Source organism: Hymenobacter sp. 5317J-9 (genome assembly GCF_022921075.1).
Lineage (GTDB): Bacteria > Bacteroidota > Bacteroidia > Cytophagales > Hymenobacteraceae > Hymenobacter.
On sequence record NZ_CP095050.1, the window covers coordinates 4,053,109 to 4,073,099 of the forward strand.

At 63.4% G+C, this 19,991-nt stretch carries 23 protein-coding genes; 15 read left to right on the forward strand and 8 right to left on the reverse strand.

The genetic code is table 11. From position 1 onward, the window contains the following. The first annotated feature begins 49 nt into the window (after positions 1-49). Together MUN81_RS17010 and MUN81_RS17015 are read left to right on the forward strand one after the other, a co-directional pair. Positions 50-874: an MOSC N-terminal beta barrel domain-containing protein gene (locus MUN81_RS17010; RefSeq protein WP_245112559.1), complete on the forward strand. Its 825-nt coding sequence runs from the start codon at positions 50-52 to the stop codon at positions 872-874. 87 nt (positions 875-961) lie between these two features. Beyond that, positions 962-1,639: a DUF2461 domain-containing protein gene (locus MUN81_RS17015; protein WP_245112561.1), complete on the forward strand. Its 678-nt coding sequence runs from the start codon at positions 962-964 to the stop codon at positions 1,637-1,639. 139 nt (positions 1,640-1,778) lie between these two features. Here the strand turns inward: MUN81_RS17015 and MUN81_RS17020 are convergent, their stop codons facing one another. Continuing rightward, positions 1,779-2,402, reverse strand: coding sequence for a deoxynucleoside kinase (locus tag MUN81_RS17020; RefSeq protein ID WP_198975860.1), 624 nt, complete (start codon positions 2,400-2,402; stop codon positions 1,779-1,781). A gap of 127 nt (positions 2,403-2,529) precedes the next feature. Between MUN81_RS17020 and MUN81_RS17025 the strand changes: the two genes are divergently transcribed. Then, positions 2,530-2,982 (forward strand): hypothetical protein, encoded by a 453-nt coding sequence (locus tag MUN81_RS17025; protein WP_245112563.1) that lies wholly within the window; start codon positions 2,530-2,532, stop codon positions 2,980-2,982. On the opposite strand, the gene MUN81_RS17030 is transcribed toward MUN81_RS17025, so the two are convergent. Further along, positions 2,979-3,431, reverse strand: a complete 453-nt coding sequence (locus MUN81_RS17030) for a hypothetical protein (RefSeq protein ID WP_245112564.1) — start codon at positions 3,429-3,431, stop codon at positions 2,979-2,981. The two genes, MUN81_RS17025 and MUN81_RS17030, sit on opposite strands and share 4 nt — an antisense overlap. Positions 3,432-3,547: 116 nt before the next feature. Between MUN81_RS17030 and MUN81_RS17035 the strand changes: the two genes are divergently transcribed. Both MUN81_RS17035 and MUN81_RS17040 read left to right on the forward strand, forming a co-directional pair. Continuing rightward, positions 3,548-4,075, forward strand: a complete 528-nt coding sequence (locus MUN81_RS17035; protein WP_245112566.1) for a GNAT family N-acetyltransferase — start codon at positions 3,548-3,550, stop codon at positions 4,073-4,075. 23 nt (positions 4,076-4,098) lie between these two features. Continuing rightward, complete coding sequence (locus MUN81_RS17040) at positions 4,099-4,329, forward strand: CDGSH iron-sulfur domain-containing protein (protein WP_245112568.1); 231 nt, start codon at positions 4,099-4,101, stop codon at positions 4,327-4,329. A gap of 59 nt (positions 4,330-4,388) precedes the next feature. On the opposite strand, the gene MUN81_RS17045 is transcribed toward MUN81_RS17040, so the two are convergent. Both MUN81_RS17045 and MUN81_RS17050 read right to left on the reverse strand, forming a co-directional pair. After that, on the reverse strand, positions 4,389-5,429 hold the full coding sequence (locus MUN81_RS17045; protein WP_245112576.1) for a hypothetical protein: 1,041 nt from the start codon (positions 5,427-5,429) through the stop codon (positions 4,389-4,391). A gap of 68 nt (positions 5,430-5,497) precedes the next feature. Then, the gene (locus MUN81_RS17050) at positions 5,498-5,752 is read right to left on the reverse strand and encodes an acyl-CoA-binding protein (RefSeq protein ID WP_245112578.1); all 255 of its coding nucleotides are present in this window, start codon (positions 5,750-5,752) and stop codon (positions 5,498-5,500) included. A gap of 73 nt (positions 5,753-5,825) precedes the next feature. On the opposite strand from MUN81_RS17050, the gene MUN81_RS17055 reads away from it, so the two are divergent. Together MUN81_RS17055 and MUN81_RS17060 are read left to right on the forward strand one after the other, a co-directional pair. Further along, on the forward strand, positions 5,826-7,124 hold the full coding sequence (locus MUN81_RS17055) for an amidohydrolase family protein (RefSeq protein ID WP_245112580.1): 1,299 nt from the start codon (positions 5,826-5,828) through the stop codon (positions 7,122-7,124). A gap of 146 nt (positions 7,125-7,270) precedes the next feature. After that, positions 7,271-7,822 (forward strand): CinA family protein, encoded by a 552-nt coding sequence (locus MUN81_RS17060; RefSeq protein WP_245112581.1) that lies wholly within the window; start codon positions 7,271-7,273, stop codon positions 7,820-7,822. Here the strand turns inward: MUN81_RS17060 and MUN81_RS17065 are convergent. After that, complete coding sequence (locus MUN81_RS17065) at positions 7,819-8,433, reverse strand: hypothetical protein (protein WP_245112583.1); 615 nt, start codon at positions 8,431-8,433, stop codon at positions 7,819-7,821. The two genes, MUN81_RS17060 and MUN81_RS17065, sit on opposite strands and share 4 nt — an antisense overlap. A 175-nt stretch (positions 8,434-8,608) precedes the next feature. Here MUN81_RS17065 and MUN81_RS17070 point away from each other — a divergent pair, with 175 nt between their 5' ends. Together MUN81_RS17070 and MUN81_RS17075 are read left to right on the forward strand one after the other, a co-directional pair. Next, entirely contained in the window at positions 8,609-9,793 is a 1,185-nt protein-coding gene (locus MUN81_RS17070) for a zinc dependent phospholipase C family protein (RefSeq protein WP_245112585.1), read from the forward strand. Between the two features lie 155 nt (positions 9,794-9,948). Beyond that, the gene (locus tag MUN81_RS17075; RefSeq protein ID WP_245112587.1) at positions 9,949-10,674 is read left to right on the forward strand and encodes a peptidylprolyl isomerase; all 726 of its coding nucleotides are present in this window, start codon (positions 9,949-9,951) and stop codon (positions 10,672-10,674) included. 9 nt (positions 10,675-10,683) lie between these two features. On the opposite strand, the gene MUN81_RS17080 is transcribed toward MUN81_RS17075, so the two are convergent. The 3 genes from MUN81_RS17080 to MUN81_RS17090 all read right to left on the reverse strand — a co-directional run bounded on the left by MUN81_RS17080 (position 10,684) and on the right by MUN81_RS17090 (position 15,561). Further along, positions 10,684-11,076 carry a BLUF domain-containing protein gene (locus tag MUN81_RS17080; RefSeq protein WP_245112589.1) on the reverse strand — a complete coding sequence of 131 codons (393 nt, stop codon included), beginning with the start codon at positions 11,074-11,076 and terminating at the stop codon, positions 10,684-10,686. A 166-nt stretch (positions 11,077-11,242) separates the two neighbouring features. Next, positions 11,243-13,342, reverse strand: coding sequence for a M13 family metallopeptidase (locus MUN81_RS17085; RefSeq protein WP_245112596.1), 2,100 nt, complete (start codon positions 13,340-13,342; stop codon positions 11,243-11,245). A gap of 152 nt (positions 13,343-13,494) precedes the next feature. Continuing rightward, positions 13,495-15,561: a M13 family metallopeptidase gene (locus tag MUN81_RS17090; RefSeq protein WP_245112598.1), complete on the reverse strand. Its 2,067-nt coding sequence runs from the start codon at positions 15,559-15,561 to the stop codon at positions 13,495-13,497. A gap of 162 nt (positions 15,562-15,723) precedes the next feature. On the opposite strand from MUN81_RS17090, the gene xseA reads away from it, so the two are divergent. The 6 genes from xseA (at position 15,724) to MUN81_RS17120 (ending at position 19,949) form a co-directional block, all read left to right on the forward strand. Continuing rightward, positions 15,724-17,118, forward strand: a complete 1,395-nt coding sequence (gene xseA, locus MUN81_RS17095) for an exodeoxyribonuclease VII large subunit (RefSeq protein ID WP_245112600.1) — start codon at positions 15,724-15,726, stop codon at positions 17,116-17,118. Next, entirely contained in the window at positions 17,115-17,420 is a 306-nt protein-coding gene (gene xseB, locus MUN81_RS17100; RefSeq protein ID WP_245112601.1) for an exodeoxyribonuclease VII small subunit, read from the forward strand. Before xseA ends, xseB begins: the two co-directional genes overlap by 4 nt. 100 nt (positions 17,421-17,520) lie before the next feature. Then, entirely contained in the window at positions 17,521-17,832 is a 312-nt protein-coding gene (locus tag MUN81_RS17105; RefSeq protein ID WP_245112603.1) for a hypothetical protein, read from the forward strand. Positions 17,833-17,861: 29 nt separating this feature from the next. Then, positions 17,862-18,557, forward strand: a complete 696-nt coding sequence (locus tag MUN81_RS17110; protein WP_245112605.1) for a hypothetical protein — start codon at positions 17,862-17,864, stop codon at positions 18,555-18,557. A gap of 199 nt (positions 18,558-18,756) precedes the next feature. Continuing rightward, positions 18,757-19,539, forward strand: a complete 783-nt coding sequence (locus tag MUN81_RS17115; protein ID WP_245112606.1) for a sensor histidine kinase — start codon at positions 18,757-18,759, stop codon at positions 19,537-19,539. Further along, complete coding sequence (locus tag MUN81_RS17120) at positions 19,536-19,949, forward strand: response regulator transcription factor (RefSeq protein ID WP_245112608.1); 414 nt, start codon at positions 19,536-19,538, stop codon at positions 19,947-19,949. The genes MUN81_RS17115 and MUN81_RS17120 overlap by 4 nt, the downstream gene beginning before the upstream one ends. The last annotated feature ends 42 nt before the right edge of the window (positions 19,950-19,991 follow it).

Below are 19,991 nucleotides of genomic sequence, written 5' to 3' on the forward strand. Positions count from 1 at the left end.
TCTCCGTTTTCGGCACCAGGGGATGACTTAGAGCCGGTACTTTTGTGGTATGTATGCACCGCTCACCCTCACCAGCCTGTACCTCTACCCTGTCAAGTCCCTCGGCGGCTATGCCGTGGCGGAGGCCGAGGTGACCCCGCGCGGCCTGCGCCACGACCGCCGCTGGCTACTGGTGGACGAGCGCAACCGTTTCATGACGCAGCGGCAGCAGCCCGAGTTGGCCCTGCTGGCCGTGGCGCCCGCATACAACGGCTTTCTGATTTCGCACCGGCAACGGCCGGAACTGCTGCCCCTCTTCATCCCGTTTGAGGCCACGCCCGACCGGACACTGTTTGTGACGGTGTGGGACGACATTTTGTGGGCCTGGCGCGGCACCCCGGAAGCCGACGAGTGGTTTGCCGAAGCCTTGGGGCGCCCTTGCCGGCTGGTGTACATGTCGGACATGGTGCGCCGCGACGTGGAGCCTGACCTCAACCCCGAAGGGCAGTTGGTGAGCTTTGCTGACGGCTACCCGTTTCTACTAGCCGGCGAGGCCGCGCTGGCCGATTTGAACACACGCCTGGCCGAGCCGGTGCCCATGAACCGCTTTCGCCCCAACCTGGTATTCGCCGGCGGCGCGGCCTACGAGGACGACCTATGGGAGCAGTTTCAAATCGGCGAATGGCCATTTCGGGCGGTGCGGGGCTGCGGCCGGTGCGTGCTGACGACCATCGACCAGGCCACGGCCCAAAAGAGCCCGGTGGGCGACCCACTGCGCACGCTGGCTACCTACCGCCAGGCGGAAAACAGCACCTTGTTCGGCCAGAACGTGACCGGCCCGGGCCACGGCCGCCTGCGCGTAGGCGATGCCCTGACGGTGCTTAGCCGCAAATAGCTGGCGCAGACGCTGCCACAAATTCCGCTGCAACTCCTGCGTTGGCAGTCGCGTTGTGCTAAGCCCGGCCCTACGCCGGGCTTTTGCATGGAACTGGACTATTTGCTGCACTTCATGGCCGAGCTGGCGGCCAACAACAACACGCCCTGGATGGCGGCCCACCGCCCCGAATATCAGCGGGCCCGCGCGGCTTGCACTGAACTGGTGCGGCAGGTGCTGGCCCGCGTGGCCGCCACCGACCCCGACCTAGCCAACCTCACCACCGGCGACGTCATGTTTCGCCTCCACAAAAACGACCGCGCCCACCGCGACCCCGAGCCCTACAAACGGCGCATGGGCGCCGGCCTCAAGCTAGGCGGGCGGCACGCACCGCGGGCGGGGTATTTTTTGGCCATTCAGCCCGAGGGCAAGAGCTGGCTGGGGGCGGGCACCTTCCATCCCACCCCGGAGATGCTGGCGGCCATTCGGCAGGAAATTCATTACAACGGCGAGGCGTTCCACCGGCTGCGGCAGGCACCGGAGCTGCTGCGCTACTTTCCCGACGGGCTGGACACCACCGGGCCGCAGCTGACCCGCCCGCCCCGCGGCTACGCCGCCACCGACCCCGATGTGGCGTGGCTGCGGCTAAAATCCTTCGGCGCCGGCCGGTTTTATACCGATGCGGAGGTGCTGGCGCCCGGCTTTGTAGATGAGGTGGTAGCCGCCATTGCGGCAGCGCGGCCACTGGTGGATTTTTTCAACGAAGCACTGCCGGGCGGGCAATAACGTGCCGAATGGACTAAAAAGAACGTCATGCTGAGCGCGGCCGAAGCATCTCGCGTGCTGCAGTAATCAGATTACTTCTGCGGTAGAGATGCTTCGGCTGCGCTCAGCATGACGGTTTTGTTATTCCATAATCAGCCCGCTAAAACAGGCCGAACAGCGTGGTATTAATCTTGTCGATGATGGTGCCGAGGTCTTCGGGGTTGCGCACGTAGTCGAGCTCGCTCACGTCCACGATGAGGGAGCGGCCAGCGGTGTAGGTGCTAATCCACTTCTCGTAGTGCTCGTTGAGGCTTTTGAGGTACTCGATGCTGATGCTGTTTTCGTAGTCGCGGCCGCGCTTCTCAATCTGGCTCACGAGCTTGGGCAGGTCGGCGCGGAGGTAAAGCAGCAGGTCGGGCGGCGCCACCAAGTCAATCATCGACTCGAATAGGGCGTAGTAGTTGTTGTAGTCGCGGGTTTCGAGCAGGCCTGACTCGTGCAGGTTGGCCGCGAAGATGTGGGCGTCTTCGTAGATGGTGCGGTCTTGGATGATGCCGCGGCCGGCTTTCTGCAGCTCTTTGATGCGCTGGGTTTGGCGGAAGCGGCCGTTGAGGAAATACACCTGCAGATGGAAGGCCCAGCGGGGCATGTCGTGGTAAAAATCCTTGAGGTAAGGATTGTCGTCCACGTCTTCGAGAAAAACTTCCCAGCGAAAATGCTGGGCCAGCTTGTGGGCCAGCGTGGTTTTACCAGCCCCGATGTTGCCGACGATGGCGATGTGCATGCGCTACAAACGAAAAAGACGAGAGAAAAGCAGAACCCCAAAGGTAGCAGCGGGGCTGTACATCACCTTATCTATTCATCATCGTATATATTTGGAACTGTTGGTGAAATGGTTGTAATTTCCTGCCATGCACTTCCCCGCCCCTACCCAACTGCTGAGCCTAACGGACGGCCACGGCGCGCCCCTGGCCGAATATTTTTATTACCCTGAGAACGAGCTGCTGTATGTGCGCTGGCACGGGCAGCTCACGGGCGCCGAGCTCATCCGCGGGGTGCAGCAAGGGGCGCAATGGCGCGACCAACTACGCTACTCGCTCATTCTTAACGACAAAAGCGACACGGGCGGCGACTGGAGCGACGCCCTGCCCTGGTTGCTCTACGAATGGCTGCCCCAGGCGCTGAGCGCCGGGGTGCGGGCCATGGCCTACCTGTTTTCGCCCGACCGCGAAAACCAGTTTGCCAGCCATGAGTTCATTGCGGCGCTCAAGCCCCACTTGGCCATCGAGCAGTTCGACGACCTGGAAACGGCCATGACCTGGCTGGTGGAGCAGCGGGCGGGCCAACTGACCCGGCCAGATTAGTCCAGCTTCTCCTGCACGTTGCGGGCACCGCGCAGGGCGTGGAATTCGCCCTGGAAGCTGCGGACGCGCAGACGCTCTTCGAGGGGCAGGTCGGTGCGCACCTGCTCGTAGCGCTGGTTGAGGCGGGCTAGGACCTGCGCGGCGGCTTCCCACTGCTGGGCGTTCCAGCCGCGGCGCTCGTCGCGAGTGGTGGCGATGAACCGCTCGTAGAGGTCGGGCAGCTGGTAGGCGCTGGTCTGGGCCAGGTTCACGTCGGAATTAAGAAAGTGTTGCTGCACGGGGTCGGAAGCGGGCTGGCGGCGCACGGCGGGGCCGGCAGCGGCCCGGGCCGAGGGGCGCGAACCGGTGAGCTCGCCGCGCTTCAGCAGCTCGTCCTGAGTGGAGCTCTGGGCCTGCGCGGCAGAGGACAGACCGGCAACAAACAGCAAAAAGAAGGAGGCAGATTTCATGGTGGAGCGAAAAAGGAATGGTCGCAATCGGTATTTTTAACGCAAGGAGCGCGCCAACCGTATCAAACCAGCGGCCGGTTTCGGTTTTTTCGCCGCAATTTCGTGTTTTGCTGCTTATGACTTCTGACGCCCAACTCGCGCCGCCGCGCATCGAGCCCGCTACGCTCCAGGACATTCCCACCATCATTGGCCTGGCGGAGGCTACCTGGGAGCCTACGTACCGCTTCATCATCTCGCGCGAGCAATTGGAGTACATGTACCGGGTAATTTACACTTCGGCGTCGCTGAAGCGGCAGATGACCGAGCAGCAGCATTCCTTTCTGCTGGCCTACGTGGACGGCGAGCCGGCCGGCTTTGCCTCCTTCAGCCCCCAGCCGGCCGAGGAAGACGGCCAGAACGGCTACAAGCTGCACAAGATTTACGTGTTGCCCACCCGCCAGGGCCAGGGCCTGGGCGTGCACCTCATCGAGGCGGTGGAAAACGCGGCCCGCGCCGCCGGCGGCCAGTTTCTGGACCTCAACGTGAACCGCTACAACCCCGCCATTGCTTTCTACGAGCGGCGCGGCTTTGCCCGCCAGCGCGAGGTGGACGTGCCCATCGGGCCGTATTTCATGAACGACTACATCATGCGCAAGGCGCTTTAACTTTTCTTACTTACCCCAACCCCATGGCCACCAAACTTACCGTCCTTTCCAATGGCTCCCTCCGCGTAGAGGGCGAAGAAATCGAACTAGTAGACGCGCAGGGCAACCCCTACGGCCTCGGCGGCCGCCAGCGCATCAGCATCTGCCGCTGCGGGCTCTCCAAGCAGAAGCCTTTCTGCGATGGCTCGCACAAAGGCCATTTCGAGCACGACGCCACGGCGTTTGACCTGCCCGCGCCCAAGCCGGTGGTGTAAGGCATCTGCCTCAAACAAAAAGCCCGCTGACCTAATGGCCAGCGGGCTTTTTGTTTTTCTTACCCGCCGGGCGGCTTGGCGCTAGGGCCCAGCATCACCCACAAATGCAGGCGTACAAGGTCGCCCATCGAGTCGCAGGCGTCGAAAGCGTCAGTATGGTGGTAGCGGTTGAGTTCGGCTTTGAGTTGCTCCACTTTTTCGACCGGGGCCAAGTCGTGCTCGCGCATCACATCCAGCAGGGCCTTGAGGCGGTGACGCTCGGCGCGGGCGCGGCCGGCCATGAGGGCGCGCTCCTCGGTTTGGTACTGGCGCACGGTTTCGGGCTTGAGCAAAGCGGCGCACATTTCCACCACGGGCGCATTGTCTTTGAAGGCGCGGGGCAGGTACATGCTGCGGCGGCCCTCGTAGCTCTGCTGGTCGAAGTCGATGGCGCGCACGCGGTACTGCTCGTCCTCAAAGTCGGGCGTCACGGCGATGACGTAGTTATAGGCGCGCATGTCGCCCAGCAGCCGCACGAAGCAGCGCTCGTTGAACTTCACAAACTCCTTGGCGATGCGCACCTGATTGAGGTGGGGCTGCGTCATATGCCGATTGATAAAGTCGTCGCCGGGAATGCCCACGATGTGCTCTTCAATCAGGGTGTCGCCGCTCACCAGAAAGTTGATGGAATTCGGCGACAACAGATGCTCCAGCTCCAGGCCGTAGAGGCGCGAGGCGTCTGCCTGCTTCACGTAGAAGTAGTCGTAATTGTCGTTGAAGCGGTTGACGATGCGCACCCGAAACGGGCGCGAGTTGCCGAACTCGCAATAGTCGATGCGGTCGGCCACGAGGTGCTGCGTGAAGGACAAGTCCCCGGCCGTTTTCAGCTGCGCATACACCTCGGTGAGGCCCCGGCTGAGCTCCTGCATCTCGGGACCTTCAAAGTAGATGGTTTGCCAGAGCGTATCCTTGCCAGCGCGGTCTATCAGCGGAAAAGAATTGCTGAAGCGCCGCAGGTCGGCGTAGGCCACGGGCAGGTCCACGTCGCGGTCGTAGTCGCGCAGGTACTCGCGCAGGGCCGGCGTGAGCGGGTAGCTGGGCTTTTTGCGGGAGATGTCCATACGGCAAGTGAGTAAATGAGTAAGGCGGGCTGCTCTTTTTGCCTAACCTTACTCATTTACCATTTTACTTATCCGGCCAGCTCGTTCACCAGTTCCACGTACTGCTGGCGGGCGGCTTCCTTGCTGGTGCCGCGCAGGCCGTTCCAGGCGTCGTATTTGGCAATGGCTTTGAAGTCGAAGCCGCCGGGGCGGTCGCCGCTGATGTCGCCCTCCGTGGCTTGCTTGTAGAGGGCGTAGAGCTGAAGCAGCACCATGTTGGAGGGCTTGCTGGGCAGCTGCTGGGCGCGCTGGCTGGCGGCGTCAAATTCTTCTTGCGTGGTCATGGTTGGGGTTGAATTTCGGTGGATTTTAAGTGGGCCGCCCGGGTGTACCTTGGCGGCTCATTCCCACAAACGTATGACGCGCAACTCTATTCCCACACTAGCCGCAGCCGCTTTTCTGCTGGCTGCCGGCCCAGCCTTCGCCCAAAAAACCTACCTGCACTGCGGCAAGCTGCTGGACGTGCGGAGTGGCAAGCTGCTGAGCCAGCAAACGATTGTGGTCGAAAAAGACCGAATTGTAGCCATTCAAAGCGGCTACACGGCGGCGGGCGGCGCGCAGGATAAAATTATCAACCTCGAAAACCGCACCGTATTGCCCGGCTTCATCGACTGCCACGTGCACCTGGAATTTCAATCGAGCCGCAACACCTTCCGCGAGGGCTACACCCTCAACCCCGCCGACATCGCCTTTCGGGCCCAGGGACACGCCCTGACCACGCTGCGCGCCGGCTTTACCACCGTGCGCGACTGCGGCGGCACGGGCGTGAACACCAGCCTGCGCAACGCCGTGGCCCAGGGGCTGGTGCCGGGCCCGCGCATCTTTTCGGCCGGAATGCCCATTTCGGCCACCGGCGGGCACATGGATGAAACCGATGGCTTGAACGAGGACCAGATTCAGAAAGCCGGCCACCCGATAAACCTCGCCAACGGCCCCGACCAGTGCCGCCAGGCCGTGCGCGAGCAGTTCAAGCGCGGCGCCGACCTCATCAAAATTGCCAGCACCGGCGGCGTGCTCGACCTGAGCAAAGACGGCACCGGCGCCCAGTACACGGAGGAAGAAATAAGGGCCGTGGTGCAAACGGCCAAAGATTTGGGCCTGCCCGTGGCCTGCCACGCGCACGGCGCCGAAGGCATCAAGCGGGCCGTGCGGGCCGGCGTGACCAGCATCGACCACGGCTCGCTGATGGACGACGAGGCCATCAAGCTCATGGCCAAAACCAAGACCTGGTACGTGCCCACGCTCATTGCCGGCAAGTCGGTGGCCGACACCACGCGCACGCACCCCGGCTACTTTCCGCCCGTCATCGCCGCCAAAGCCCTGAACGTGGGCACCAAGATGCAGGGCACCTTTGCCCGCGCCTACAAGGCCGGCGTGCGCGTGGCCTTCGGCACCGATGCGGGCGTGTTTCGCCACGGCCAGAACGCCAAGGAGTTCGGCTACATGACCGAGGCCGGCATGCCGCCGCTGGAAGCCATTCGGGCGGCCACGCTGAACGCCGCCCAGCTGCTGGGCGAGCCCGACGACCTGGGTGCGCTGGAAGCCGGCAAATACGCCGACATCGTGGCCGTGGAGGGCGACCCGCTGCAGGACATCGCGGTGCTGACGCGCCCCACATTTGTGATGAAAGCCGGCGTGGCGTACCGCCAGGAATAGCACGGGCCAGGGCACGCCCGCGACGGCCACCCAAGCTCAACCTGCCATATTTTTAGCCCTTAAGCGGCAGCAACAAGTAAGCTCAGCCGCAACCCGGGCGGCGACGGCGGGCGTAAGCGGGGTCCAAGCTCCCACCTTTTTGCGCCATGAAAAAACCCGACGTTGAGGCCCTCGTTCAGCAGTTTCTCAAGCACAAGCTCACCTTGGCCCTGGCCGAAAGCTGCACCTGTGGCCTGGCGGCTGCGCAGCTAGCCCCGGCCACGGGCGTGAGCGAAGTGCTGCTGGGCTCGGTGGTGACGTACCACACCGAGGCCAAGCAACGGCTGCTGGGCGTGAAGAAGGAAACCCTGGCCACCTACTCGGCCGAAAGCCAGCAAACCACCAACGAAATGGCCCTGGGCCTGCAGAAGCACCTGCCGGCCGCCGATGTGCACGTAGCCGTGACGGGGCTGTGCGGCGACGGCGCCTCGGCCACGCCCGACAAGCCGGTGGGCACCACCTTCGTAACGATACTGCTGGACGGGCACGCCCACGAATACCGCGCCGAACTGACCGGCACCGCCGACGAGCTGCGCCAGCAGGCGGCTTCCCTCATCTACGAGAAGCTGACGGACCTGCTGAAGCGCCGGCAAGTGGCAGCCGTAGCGGCCCAGCCCAGCAGCACCCGCCCCGGCCGGAAGGCCAGCAACGCAGCCTAACGGCCGCCCGCCTGGCGGTAGAGACTGGTGAGACGAAAGAGGCCGGTTTTCCGGTCAAAATCGGTCAGGCTTTGGTCGGGGCGAATTTTGCTCAGCAATGACACAAAAACCGGGTTGCTGGCCCCGTAGGCCTCGCGCAGGTAGCGGGGCGTGAGCGGAAAAATGAGCCCGGTGAGGCCGCGGCTGAAAAAGTAGCGCGGGGCCGAGTACGGCCCCAACGCATTGGCGCCGGGCGTGAGCACGGCTGGGCCGCTGCCCCCGCCGCCCCCTGGCACGATGCTGCTGGTGTAGATGGCCAGGGTGTCGGCGGCTTCGAGCTGAAACTCGCCGCCCTGGTAGAGCCGGCGCGTGCGGCCCTTGCTCGACACGTAGCCCCACACGCTGTCGGGGGCCACGCGCAGCTTTTCGGTGCGCGAGCCGCGCGGTACCACTACCACCACCATGCCGTGCTTGTCGGGGTAAAAGGCATCGACGCCGGCCGGGGCGGGCTGGCGGCGGTGATAGGCCGCCGCCGTGCGGTAGGCGCCCGGCGGAATGGCGAACACCTGGGCACTCACCCGCCCGGCCAGCAACGCCCCCAACACAACCAACGACCAGCGAGCAAACATCATAAGCAAAAGCGGAAAAGCAGCACCTGAGCCGCTAAAGATACACCGCCGTACAGGCCGGGGGTTCCCATCCTGCCCCCGCAAAAGGGCTAATTTCCCGAAGGCCAGCAAATGTGGCGGGCATTGCCGAACTTTGGGCAGGGCCAGTGTGTCCGTTCCTCGCATCTTTCCATTTTTCATGAAAAAAACCATCCTGCCGCTGCTGCTTGCGGCCCTCATGCTTGCCCACGGCACTGCCGGCGCCTGGGGTTTTTTCGGTCACCGCACCATCACGCAGGTAGCGGTATACGAGCTGCCGTCGTCGCTGCAAAGCTTTTACTATCGGCACATGGGCGACCTGGTGCGCCAGAGCACCGCCCCCGATGAGCGCCGCAACGACGACCCCACCGAGGCGCCCAAGCACTACATCGACATGGACCATTATTCCGAAGACAACCCCTTCGGCAAGATGCCCCGGCAGTACGATAAAGCGGCGGAAAAATTCAAGCCCGACACGCTGAAGAAGTATGGTACCGTGCCGTGGGTGGTGATGGAAGTGAAGGACAACCTCACCGAGGCCTTCCGCCAGCGCGACACCACGGCCATCATCAAGTACTCGGCCGAGCTGAGCCACTACGTGGGCGACGCCTTCGTGCCGCTGCACACCACCATCAACTACGACGGCCAGCTCACCGACCAGAAGGGCCTGCACAGCCTCTGGGAAAGCCAGCTGCCCGAGCGGTTCATCAACGACTACAAGCTGGTGGGCGAGCCGGCCAAGTACGTGAAGGACCCGCTGGCGGCCATTTGGGAGGTGATTCAGCAGAGCTACGGCTTTCTGGGCGAGACCTTCGACCGGGCCACTAAGATTGAGAAAACCATGAAGCCCGACGTGCGCTTCACGTTCTCGCACCGCTACGGCAAAACCTCGCGCCGCTACTCTGACGCCTTTGCCGACGCCTACGAGAAGGAAGTGGGCGGCATGGTGGACTACCGCCTCAAGGGCGCGCCCACGCTGGTGTCGTCGCTGTGGCTCACGGCCTGGCAAGACGCCGGCAAGCCCGACCTGAATGCGCTGATGACGCCCAGCAAGCCCACCAAAGAGGAGAAAGAGAAGCTCAGCACCGAGCTCTCAGCCTGGAAGAAAAACACCCTAGCTCAGGACCAGCTGCTGCTGGCCCAGCAGAAGGTGAAGAAGGTAGAAACCGCCGACGAAATCAAATCGGCCAAAGAAATGGCGGAGCCGGCTGCCACCGAGGCGCCCGACGGCGTACCCGCCTCAGCGCCGGCCGCTGCCCCCGCCCCCACGCCAGCCACCGACAAAGTGAAAGTGAAAACCAAAGGCAAAGACGGCAGCGAGAAAGTGAAGCTGAAGGGCGAATAGCCCAAGCAAGCCAATGCTGTGACACTTGCTCACGGGCAAAGACCGGCCCAGCGCACAAAGAAGCGGCGCCGCATTCGCAGAACGTTCTGCGGGCGCGGCGCCGCTTCTTTGTGCGCTAAATGAGCCAAAAAACCGCCAGAAGCGTACTTTCGACCATGAACCGCTTCCTATTTGCCGGGCTGGTGCTGCTGGCCGCCTGCAACCAAACGCCGCCGCCCACGGCTGCGCCCCAAGCCAAACCCGCCGTGCCCGGCCCCGACCTGGCCACCCTCGCCGATAGCACCGCCCCGGCGGCGCTGCTGGCCTACGGCAAGCAATACCCCGGCTCCGAAGTGCTGATAAAGACGCGGCTGGGCAACATCCGGGTGAAACTCTACGACGACACGCCCATTCACAAGGCCAACTTTTTGCTGCTAGCGCGCAAGGGCGTGTTCGACGAAACCATGTTCAACCGCGTGGTGAAGGATTTTGCCGTGCAAGGCGGCCAGACGTACAACGCCCGCACCATCCGGCTGAAGCGCTACCGCCTGCCGCCCGAGTTCCGGGCCGAGCATTTCCACCGCAAGGGCGCCCTGGGCATGGCCCGCTACGACGACGAGCAGAACCCCGGCCACCTGTCCTCCAACACCGATTTTTACTTCGTGGTGGGCGAAAAGATGGCGCCGTTTCAGTCGCAGGCCATGGCCGGCCGCAAGCTCACGCCCGCGCAGGTGAAGGCCTACGCCACGGTGGGCGGCGTGCCCTCGCTCGACGGTAAGTACACGGTTTTTGGTGAAGTCATCGAAGGGCAGGACGTGGTGGATAAGATTGCCAACGAGCCCGTGGAATCCGACAAATGGCCGGTCACGGACATTCCGATGAAGGTGGAAGTGCTGAAGTAGGCACGTCCGCTAGGCCAACGGCTCTTCGGCCATGAATGCTTCGAGCAGCGGCACCAGGTCGGCGGTGTGCTCGGACAGCGTGGACGGCACAAACTGCGCAAACCGCGTCGACTCGACGTTGCGAAAGCCCATCGACCAGTCGGAAAACGCCCGGGCCTGCACCGGCCCATCGGCCAGCTTGGTCACGCTGCGGTGGCGGAAGTCGGCCGCAATGGTGGCAAACAGGTCGTGCAGCACAGCGGCCTCGCCTTCCAGGACCTGCAAAATGTGGCCTTCGCTGTGCAGCAGCACCCCCGTCACGGCCAGGTCCGCGTTTTTGCGGCGCCAGCTATTGAGCTGCTGCTGAAGCTCGGCCTCGGTAAGGGCCACGCCGGCCGTGCTGGTGTAAACGAGTTGGTGCATAGCAAGAACGGATATAAAGAACAGCCAAAGCTATATTTATCCGCACACACTCGCAACCCCGACGTCAGCCAAATAAAAAGGCCCGCCCCCAGGGGGAGCGGACCTTCTCGTATCGGGCGCGGAAACAGTTCTCCGTGCTTGATTCAGGTACAGCGTTGCAAAGAGCTTACCAGATTTTGGCGCGGTTCGAAGCCGAGCGCACCATTTTGTCGCCGTCTTTGCACTGGAAGGCCTTGTGGAACTCCGGGAAGTTCTGCAGCGGCCCTATGGTGCGGAAGTGGCCCGGCGAGTGCGGGTCGGTTTGCACCTGCTGGCGCTGGGCCTCGGGGCGCTGGTTTTCGCGCCAGATTTGGGCGTAGCTCAGAAAGAAGCGCTGCTCGGGCGTGAAGCCGTCGATGGGCTTGCCGGCCTTGGCCTGGGGCGTCTTCATGAAGGCCGCGTAGGCAATGGTCAGGCCGCCGAGGTCGGCCAGGTTTTCGCCCATCGTCAGCTTGCCGTTCACGTGCACCGAGTCCAGCGGCGAGAAAGCGTCGTACTGCTTGCCCACCACGTCGGCCTTGGCCGTGAATTTCTCGCCGTCTTCCTTAGTCCACCAGTCGCGCAGGTTGCCTTCCGAGTCCACCTTGCGACCCTGGTCGTCGAAGCCGTGGGTCATTTCGTGGCCAATGACGGCGCCGATGCCGCCGTAGTTCACCGCATCATCCGCTTTGGGGTCGTAGAAGGGCGGCTGCAGGATGCCGGCCGGGAACACAATCTCGTTGAGCGAGGGGTTGTAGTAGGCATTCACCGTGGGCGGCGTCATGCCCCACACCGAGCGGTCCACGGGCTGGCCGAACTTGCTCAGGTTGTCCATGGTGTAGAATTCGGACACCGCAAACAAGTTATTCAGGGCGCTTTCGCGGCTGATATTCAGCTTGGAGTAATCCTTCCACTTGTCGGGGTAGCCAATTTTAACCACGAAGGCGTTCAGCTTTTTCAGGGCTTCGGCTTTGGTGGCCGGGCTCATCCACTCAGTAGCCTGAATGCGCTCGGCGTAGGCCTGGCGCATGTTTTCTACCATGGCCTTAGCGCGGGCCTTGGCGGCAGGGCTGAAATCCTGGTCTACATAAATCTGACCGAAGGCCTCGCCCAGGGCGCCGTCGGTGGCGGCGAAGGCGCGCTTCCAGCGGGCCTGGGGCACCTTGGCGCCCGTGAGCACCTGCGTGAGGCGGAAGCTCTCGTCCACGTAAGCCTTGGGCAGCGCCGACGTCACGCCCTCCACCAGGTGGAAGCGCAGGTACTGCTTCTGGTCGGCAATGGGCTCTTCCTTAATCATCGTGTTAGCCTCCTTCAGGTAGTCGGGCTGGCCCACAATGATTTCCTTGGCCCCGCTCAGGCCGCTTTCCTTCAGGCGCAGCGGAATGTCGAGGTTGGGGTAGGCCGCGGCCACCTGGGCCACGGTCATCTTGTTGTAGTTGCTTTCGCGGTCGCGCAGGGCCACCCGGTCGCGGCTGGCCTTCGCCATGCGCGTTTCGATACGCGTCACGGCGTCGGCATTGCGCTCGGCGGTGGCCTGGTCGTCGCCCAGCAGCTTAAAGGTGTTCACCTGGTAGGTGCGGTAGGCGGCGCGAATGGCTTTCGAGCGGGCGTCGTCCTTCAGGTAGTAGTCGCGGTCGGGCAGGGTGAGGCCACCCTGGCGCATCTGCACGGCATACACGTTGCTGTTTTTGGCGTCCTGGCCCACGGCCAGGCCGTACCAGCCCTTGCCGTAGTTTTTGGGGTCGGCGAGGTAGCGCTGCACGCCGGCCACGTCCTGAATGGCGTTAATCTTGTCGAGGCGCGGCTGCAGGTATTTCAGGCCGGCCTTCTCAACGGCCACGCTGTCCATGGCGGCGGCGTAGAAGTCGCCCACCTTCTGGGCGTTCGAGCCGGGCTTGGCGGTGCGGTCGGCCGCTACTTTTTCCAGAATGCCGTGCACCACGTCGCGGTTGCGGTTGCGCAACTGGTTGAAGCCACCCCAGCGGGTTTCGGACAGTGGAATGGGGTTATTTTTCATCCAGGTGCCGTTGGCGTACTGGAAGAAGTCGTCGCAGGGCGACACCGATTTATCAAGGTTGGCCAAGGTGATGCCCACGCCCGACTGGCCCGTGGTGTTCACCGTGGTTTTGGTCTTGCCCGCGCTGCTGCTCTTGGTTTTAATCTTGGTTTGGGCCTGGGCCGCGCCGGCCGCCAGCCCCAGCACCGCTGCCGATAAAGCCGCGCGCCGCAAAAAAGAAAATTGGGTCATATTAAAAAGATTTGAGCGAAACGTTAGAATGTGCAAGTTACAACACCCTTTTGGGCTTGAGAAATTCAAAAAAAGAAAAGGAAGAATGAAAGTTTAGCAATAGCAGCTAATTCTCTCATTCTTCCTTTTCACGTGTCCATCAAGCGTTCAGCTTACCAGATTTTGGAGCGGTCGGCGGCGGCGCGCATCATCTTGTTGCCGTCCTGGCAGCCGAAGGCTTTATAGAACTCCGGCATGTTCATCAGCGGGCCGTTGGTGCGGAACTGGCCCGGCGAGTGCGGGTCGGTTTGCACCTGCTGGCGCACGGCTTCCGGGCGAATGTTGGTGCGCCAGATTTGGGCGTAGCCCAGGAAGAAGCGCTGCTCGGGCGTGAAGCCGTCAATCAGCTTGCCGGCCTTGGCCTGGGGCGTCTTCATGAAGGCCTGGTAGGCGATGGTCAGCCCGCCGAGGTCGGCCAGGTTTTCGCCCATGGTCAGCTTGCCGTTCACGTGCACCGAGTCCAGCGGTGTGAATGCGTCGTATTGCTTGCCCACCATCGCGGCCTTGGCGTTGAACTTGTCGGCATCCTCTTTGGTCCACCAGTCGCGCAGGTTGCCCTGGGCGTCGAACTGGCGGCCTTCGTCGTCGAAGCCGTGGGTCATCTCGTGGCCAATCACGGCGCCGATGCCGCCGTAGTTCACCGCGTCGTCGGCCTTGGGGTCGTAGAAGGGCGGCTGCAGGATGCCGGCCGGGAACACAATCTCGTTCATAGCCGGATTGTAATAGGCATTCACCGTGGGCGGGGTCATGCCCCACTCGGCGCGGTCAATCGGTTTGCCAAACTTGTTCACCTCACGCTTGTTGGCCCATTCCTGAGCGGCAAACAGGTTGTTCAGGTAGCTTTCGCGGCTCACGTTTAGCGTGGAGTAGTCGCGCCACTTGTCGGGGTAGCCAATCTTCACCACGAAGGCGTTGAGCTTGGTGAGGGCCTCCTTTTTGGTGGCGGCGCTCATCCAGTCGGTGGCCTGAATGCGCTCGGCGTAGGCTTTGCGCAGATTTTCAATCATTTCCTTGGCCTTGGCCTTGGCAGCGGGCGAAAAGGCTTTGTCCACGTAGAGTTGGCCAAAGGCTTCGCCCAGAGCGCGGTCCGTCGAGGCCAGCGAGCGTTTCCAGCGAGGCTGCTGTTTTTTGGCGCCGCTCAGGGTTTGTGAGAATTTGAAGGCTTCGTCGCCGTAGGCCCTGGGCAGGGCCGGGGTCACGCTGCTCACCAAGTGCCAGCGCAGGTACTGCTTCTGGTCGGCAATGGGCTCCTGCTGCATAGCGGCGCTCACTTCCTTCAGGAATTCGGGCTGGCCCACGATGACTTCCTTGGCGGCGCCCAGGCCTTCGCCTTGCAGCTGCTCGGTCAGGGCGAGATTGGGGAAAGATGCGTTGGCCTGGGCCAGCGTCATCTTGTTGTAATTGGCATAGGGGTCGCGCAGGTCCACGCGGCTTTTGCTGGCTTTGGCCAGGCGCGTTTCGATGCGCGTGACGGCGGCGGCATTTTTCTCGGCCGTGGCCTGGTCGTCGCCCAGCAGCTTAAAGGTGTTCACCTGGTAGGTGCGATAGGCGGCGCGAATGGCTTTCGAGCGCGCGTCGTCTTTCAGGTAGTAGTCGCGGTCGGGCAGGCCGAGGCCACCCTGGTTGAGGTACACCGCGTACTCGCTGCTTTTTTTCAGGTCCTGGTCCACGCCCGAGCTCAGCCACACGCTGCCCACGTGGGCTTTGGGGTCGGCCAGCAGCTTCTGCTCGTCGGCCAAGCTGTTGATGGCCATGATGCGGTCGAGGTGCGGCTTGAGGTACTTCAGGCCAGCCGCGTCGATGGCGGCCGAGTCCATGGCCGAGCCGTAGAAGTCGCCCACTTTCTGCGCATTCGAGCCCTTGGGGGCCTTGGCCGCGTTGGCGGCCGTGGTAGTCAGAATGGTGCGAAGAGTGGCTTGGTTGCGGTCAATCAGCTCGTTGAAAGCGCCCCAGCTCGATTGCGCGTCCGGAATGGCGTTGTTTTTGAGCCAGTTGCCCGACGCGTAGTGGAAGAAGTCCTCGCAGGGCTTCACCGAGGGGTCGATGTTGGCGATGTTGATGCCGACGCCTTTTTGCGCCGAAGCCGGTTTGGCGGTTTGAGCCGAAGCGCTGGTGGTCACCAAGCTGCCGAGCCCGAGCACGGCCAGCCCAATGCGCCGCGCAACAGAAGTTGAAATCATGAAAAGAGTGTTGGAATGGGAAATAATGCCGTGAAGGTACAGACGGCCCCGGTTCCGAAACGCTGCACGGCGGCTGGAAAAAGTACCTAGCCTGCGGCGGTCAAAGCGCCGCCCCGCCCACGCGGCCTGGCGCATCCGTAGCACCGCCCGTAACTTGCGCCAATGCCGCTCTACAACCGCCGCCCCGAGCTTCCGTCTCTGCTGCCGCCGCCCCCGCTGGGGCTGGCCGACCTGCTGGCGCGCGTGCGCCAGGCCCTGCAGCAGCAGCTGGCCGACTCCTATTGGGTGGTGGCCGAAGTGGCCGAGCTCACCGCGCCGCGTTTTGCCGGCGCGCATTGCTACCTCACCCTCACCGAGCAAACCACCGACGGCCGCGGCACGCCCCTCAAGGCCCAGGCCCGGGCCACCCTCTGGAGCCAGCGCTACCAGCAGCTGGCCCCGGCTTTCGAGCGGCACACCGGCCAGCCCCTGCGCCCCGGCCTGAAGCTGCTGCTGCGCGTACAGGTGCGCTTTCATGAGCAGTACGGCCTCAGCCTCGACGTGCTGGCCATCGACCCGAGCTACACCGTGGGCGAGCTGGCCCTGCAGCGTGCGCGCACTCTGCGCCAGCTGGAGGAAAAAGGGCTGCTGGAACGCCAGAAGGGGCTTTCACTGCCGCTGGCCCCGCAGCGCCTGGCCGTCATCTCCTCCCCCACCGCGGCCGGCTTCCAGGATTTTGTGCAGCAGCTCGACGAGGCGCCCTACGATTTTGCCCTCACGCTGTTCCCGGCCACGATGCAAGGCGACGACGCCCCGGCCAGCATTCGGGCGGCGCTGGATGGGGTGCGGGCCCGCCGCGGGCAGTTCGATGCCGTGGTCATCATCCGGGGTGGCGGCAGCCGTACCGACTTATTGGCGTTCGACGAATATGGGCTGGCCGCCGCCGTGGGCGCATTTCCGCTACCCGTGCTCACGGGCATCGGGCACGAGCGCGACGAAGCTGTGGTGGACCTGGCCGCCCACCGCGCCCTGAAAACCCCCACCGCCGTGGCCGCTTTTCTGGTGGAGCGCCTGGCCCGCCTCGAAGCCGCCTTGCTGGGCTACGGCGAACAGGTAGCCGCCCTGGCCCGCCGCCAGCTGGCCCAGCGCCACGCCCGGCTTGACCAGCTCAGCGGGCGCAGCCGCTACGCCGCCCACCGCCAGCTCGATGCCGCCCGCGACGCCCTGCGCGAACGCGCCCGCCAGGCCACGCTGGGCCCGCGCGAGCAGCTGCGCCTGCTGGGCCTGGGCCTGGTCCGCTTCCGCCACCAGCTGCCACGGGCGGCGCGCCGCCGGCTGGCCCGCGAGCAGCGCGGCCTGCGCCGGCGCGGCCGGGCCTTGCTGAGCCGCTTCATTCGCCACCACCGGCGCCGGCGCGAAGACGTGCTGCGGCGCCGCTTCCGGCTGCAGCTGACGCTGGAGCGCCACCTGCACCGGGCCGAAATACGCCTGGCCCGCGCGGCGGCAGTGCAGGAATTTCTGGCGGCAAAGGCTCAGCCAGTGCCCCCTATCATTACCCCTAAACCACCCCTTGCATGACCTATCGCGAAGCCATAGAAGAACTGGAGACCATTTTGCGGGCACTGGAGACTGATGCCGTTGACGTAGACGACCTGACGACCCGCGTCGAGCGCTCCGCCGAGCTTATCCGGCTGTGCCGACACAAGCTGCGGCACGCCGAGGCGTCGCTCGACCGGGTATTTGACACACTGGATGAGGAGGATGAATCCGACGAATCGACTGACGAAGAAGAGGTTGAGGACGACGAGGACGCTGACGCCGACGAGGAAGATGATGACGAGCACGACCATTTGCCCGGTGGGCCGGGACGGGCGTGGTAAAGATTTTTCTATCCGAATATTGTTTACCACAACCTACTCCTATATTTGACCCCATACATCCAACCAAAACTTTTTTTATTACAGTTTTTTCACCCTTTTTATGGCATTTGACGGCAACGAAGGCAGTCCTATTTCTGAAGCCAGAGCTACCGAGCTCACCAAACACTACCGCGAAGCAAATCCCGGCCAGGTGCAATCCTACTTCTTGGGTCGCAAAATCATCGAGACCCTGCTGAACCAAGGCGGTATGGGCATCCGCATTTACTACGGCATCGACAACGGCGTGCCGCAACTACTGGCCGTGGGGGCCGACGCCAACGAAAACGACCAGCTCGGCGACGGCTTCATCATTGCCGACGAGGGCACCTGCGGCCCGCCTCACTCCGGCCAAGCCAACTTTCTGAACAGCTAATTCTCCCCTGCCCCGCTCTACCCAGCCCAATGTTGACGAAAGAACAGCTTAATGCACTGAGCATGGCGCTGATGCATACCATGCAGGCCAGCATCGTCATCCCCATGGCGGTGGTGTGGCTGCGGCGGAAGCATTTTTTGCCCACGGTGAAGCTGCTCAGCAACTACGTCTACATCTCGACCTTTTTCGTGGTGGCGATGACGGTGCTGTACCCGGCTTATCTGTCCACCAACTGGTGGCTGCTGGCCGGGTTCAACTGTTGCAAGGTGGGCTTGTTCTGGGCCGTTTACCGGCAGGTGCTGGATGCGGCGTGGCAGCGGCGGCTGCTTGGCGTTGCCAGCGCTTTTATGGTGCTGAGCACCGTGGGCCTGTATTGGTACAACGGTGCGTTGGGGGTCGCCTACGCGCGCATCATGCAGTGCGCCCTGCTGGCCGCCGTTGCCATGGCATACCTGGAACAAAAAATGAGCCGGGCACCTACGCTACGCCTGTGGCACGACCCGCTGTGGCTGCTCAGCGTGGGGCAGCTGGTATACTCGGCTGGCACGGTCACGGCCTTTAGCCAAGACTATTTAACCGTCACCATCTACGACCAAACCTGGAAGTACGTCATGGTGGCCCTGTCCGGCCTGGCGTTCAACTGGTTTCTCACGCTTGCTTTTCTGCGAGCGAAACGAGAGTTGCTTGCGCCGGCCCAGCCCAGCTCCCAACTGGCAACTTATTAGTTCACAAGCCGAATAGCAGTCGACAGCAGCGTAGCCATGTTGGGGGAAACCCAAACCGGCGCCACTGGGCGCCAAATTCTGACGAGCTACAGAATACCCGCCTTCTACAAGCGGCTTTTTTTCTACTTCTTTGTGACACCCGCCCGTCGAGGGCCTTCATGTGAATAGCCTTTTACCGTTGTTTCTACTCACCCCTACATTGCTCCTGCTCGTGCTTGGGCTGGTGTGGTTTGTGGTACGCTACCAACGGGGACAGCTGCGCCAGCAACAAGAGGTGGCGCAGCTGCAGGAGGCCGCCCAGCAGCAGGCCCTGGCCGCCGCGCTGGTGGCGCAGGAAGACGAGCGCCAGCGCATTGCCGGCGAGCTGCACGATGGCGTGGGCACCATTCTGGCCCTGGCCAAGCTGCACTTGTTTGCGCCGGGCAGCCCGCCCTCGCCCGAAGCCAGCGCCCTCATCGACCAGGCTGTGGCCGAGGTGCGGCGCATTTCGCGCAACCTGCAGCCCGCCACCCTGCAGCAGCTGGGCCTGACGCAGGCATTGCGGGCGCTGGTGCAGGCCGTGCCCGCCGACCACGGCCCGGATGTGCGCCTGGAGCAGGACGGCCACCTGGGTCGCCTCATTCCGCCGCACGAGCTCATGGTGTACCGCATTGCCCAGGAGCTGCTCACCAACGGCCTGCTACACGCCCAGGCGGCGCACATTGTGCTGCGCGTGGGCGCCAGCCCCGGCCTGCTCACCCTCACGTATTCCGACGACGGCCAGGGCTTCGACCTGGCCGCCCTGGAGGAACTGCCCCCGCCCGGCCCGCACGGACAGCCGGTGGGCATGGGCCTCATCAACCTGCGCAGCCGAGTGGCCGTCTTGGGCGGCCAGTTGCACTACCAGTCCCAGCCCGGCGCGGGCACCCGCGTCGAGGCCATTTTACCCGTTACGCTGCTGCCCACGGGCACGCCGGCGCCTACTTTCACGCTCAACACATGACCTCCTCCTCCGCCTCCTCGGCCGCGGCTGTGCCCGTGCGCCTGGCCATCGTCGACGACCACATTCTGTTCCGCAAGGGCCTGCGGGCGCTGCTGAGCGGCTACGCAGGCATCGAAGTAATATGCGAAGCCGGCAACGGCCAGGAGTTGCTCGAGTTGCTCGACCAGGGCAGCCGCCCCAACGTGGTGCTTATGGACATGCAAATGCCCATCCTCGACGGCCTGCAAACCACCCGCCTGCTGCGCACCCAGTTCCCGAACGTGCGCGTGGTCATCATCTCCATGCACGACGACCCGTCGCTGGTGACCACCGTGCTGGCCGAAGGTGCGCACAGCTACCTCGTCAAAAACACCTCGCCGGAAGAAATGCGCAGTGCCGTGCTGGCCGCCGCCGCCGCGGGAAACCGGTAGCGCTGCACTCCTGCGTTTATACAAAAGCCCCGCTTCCTGCAG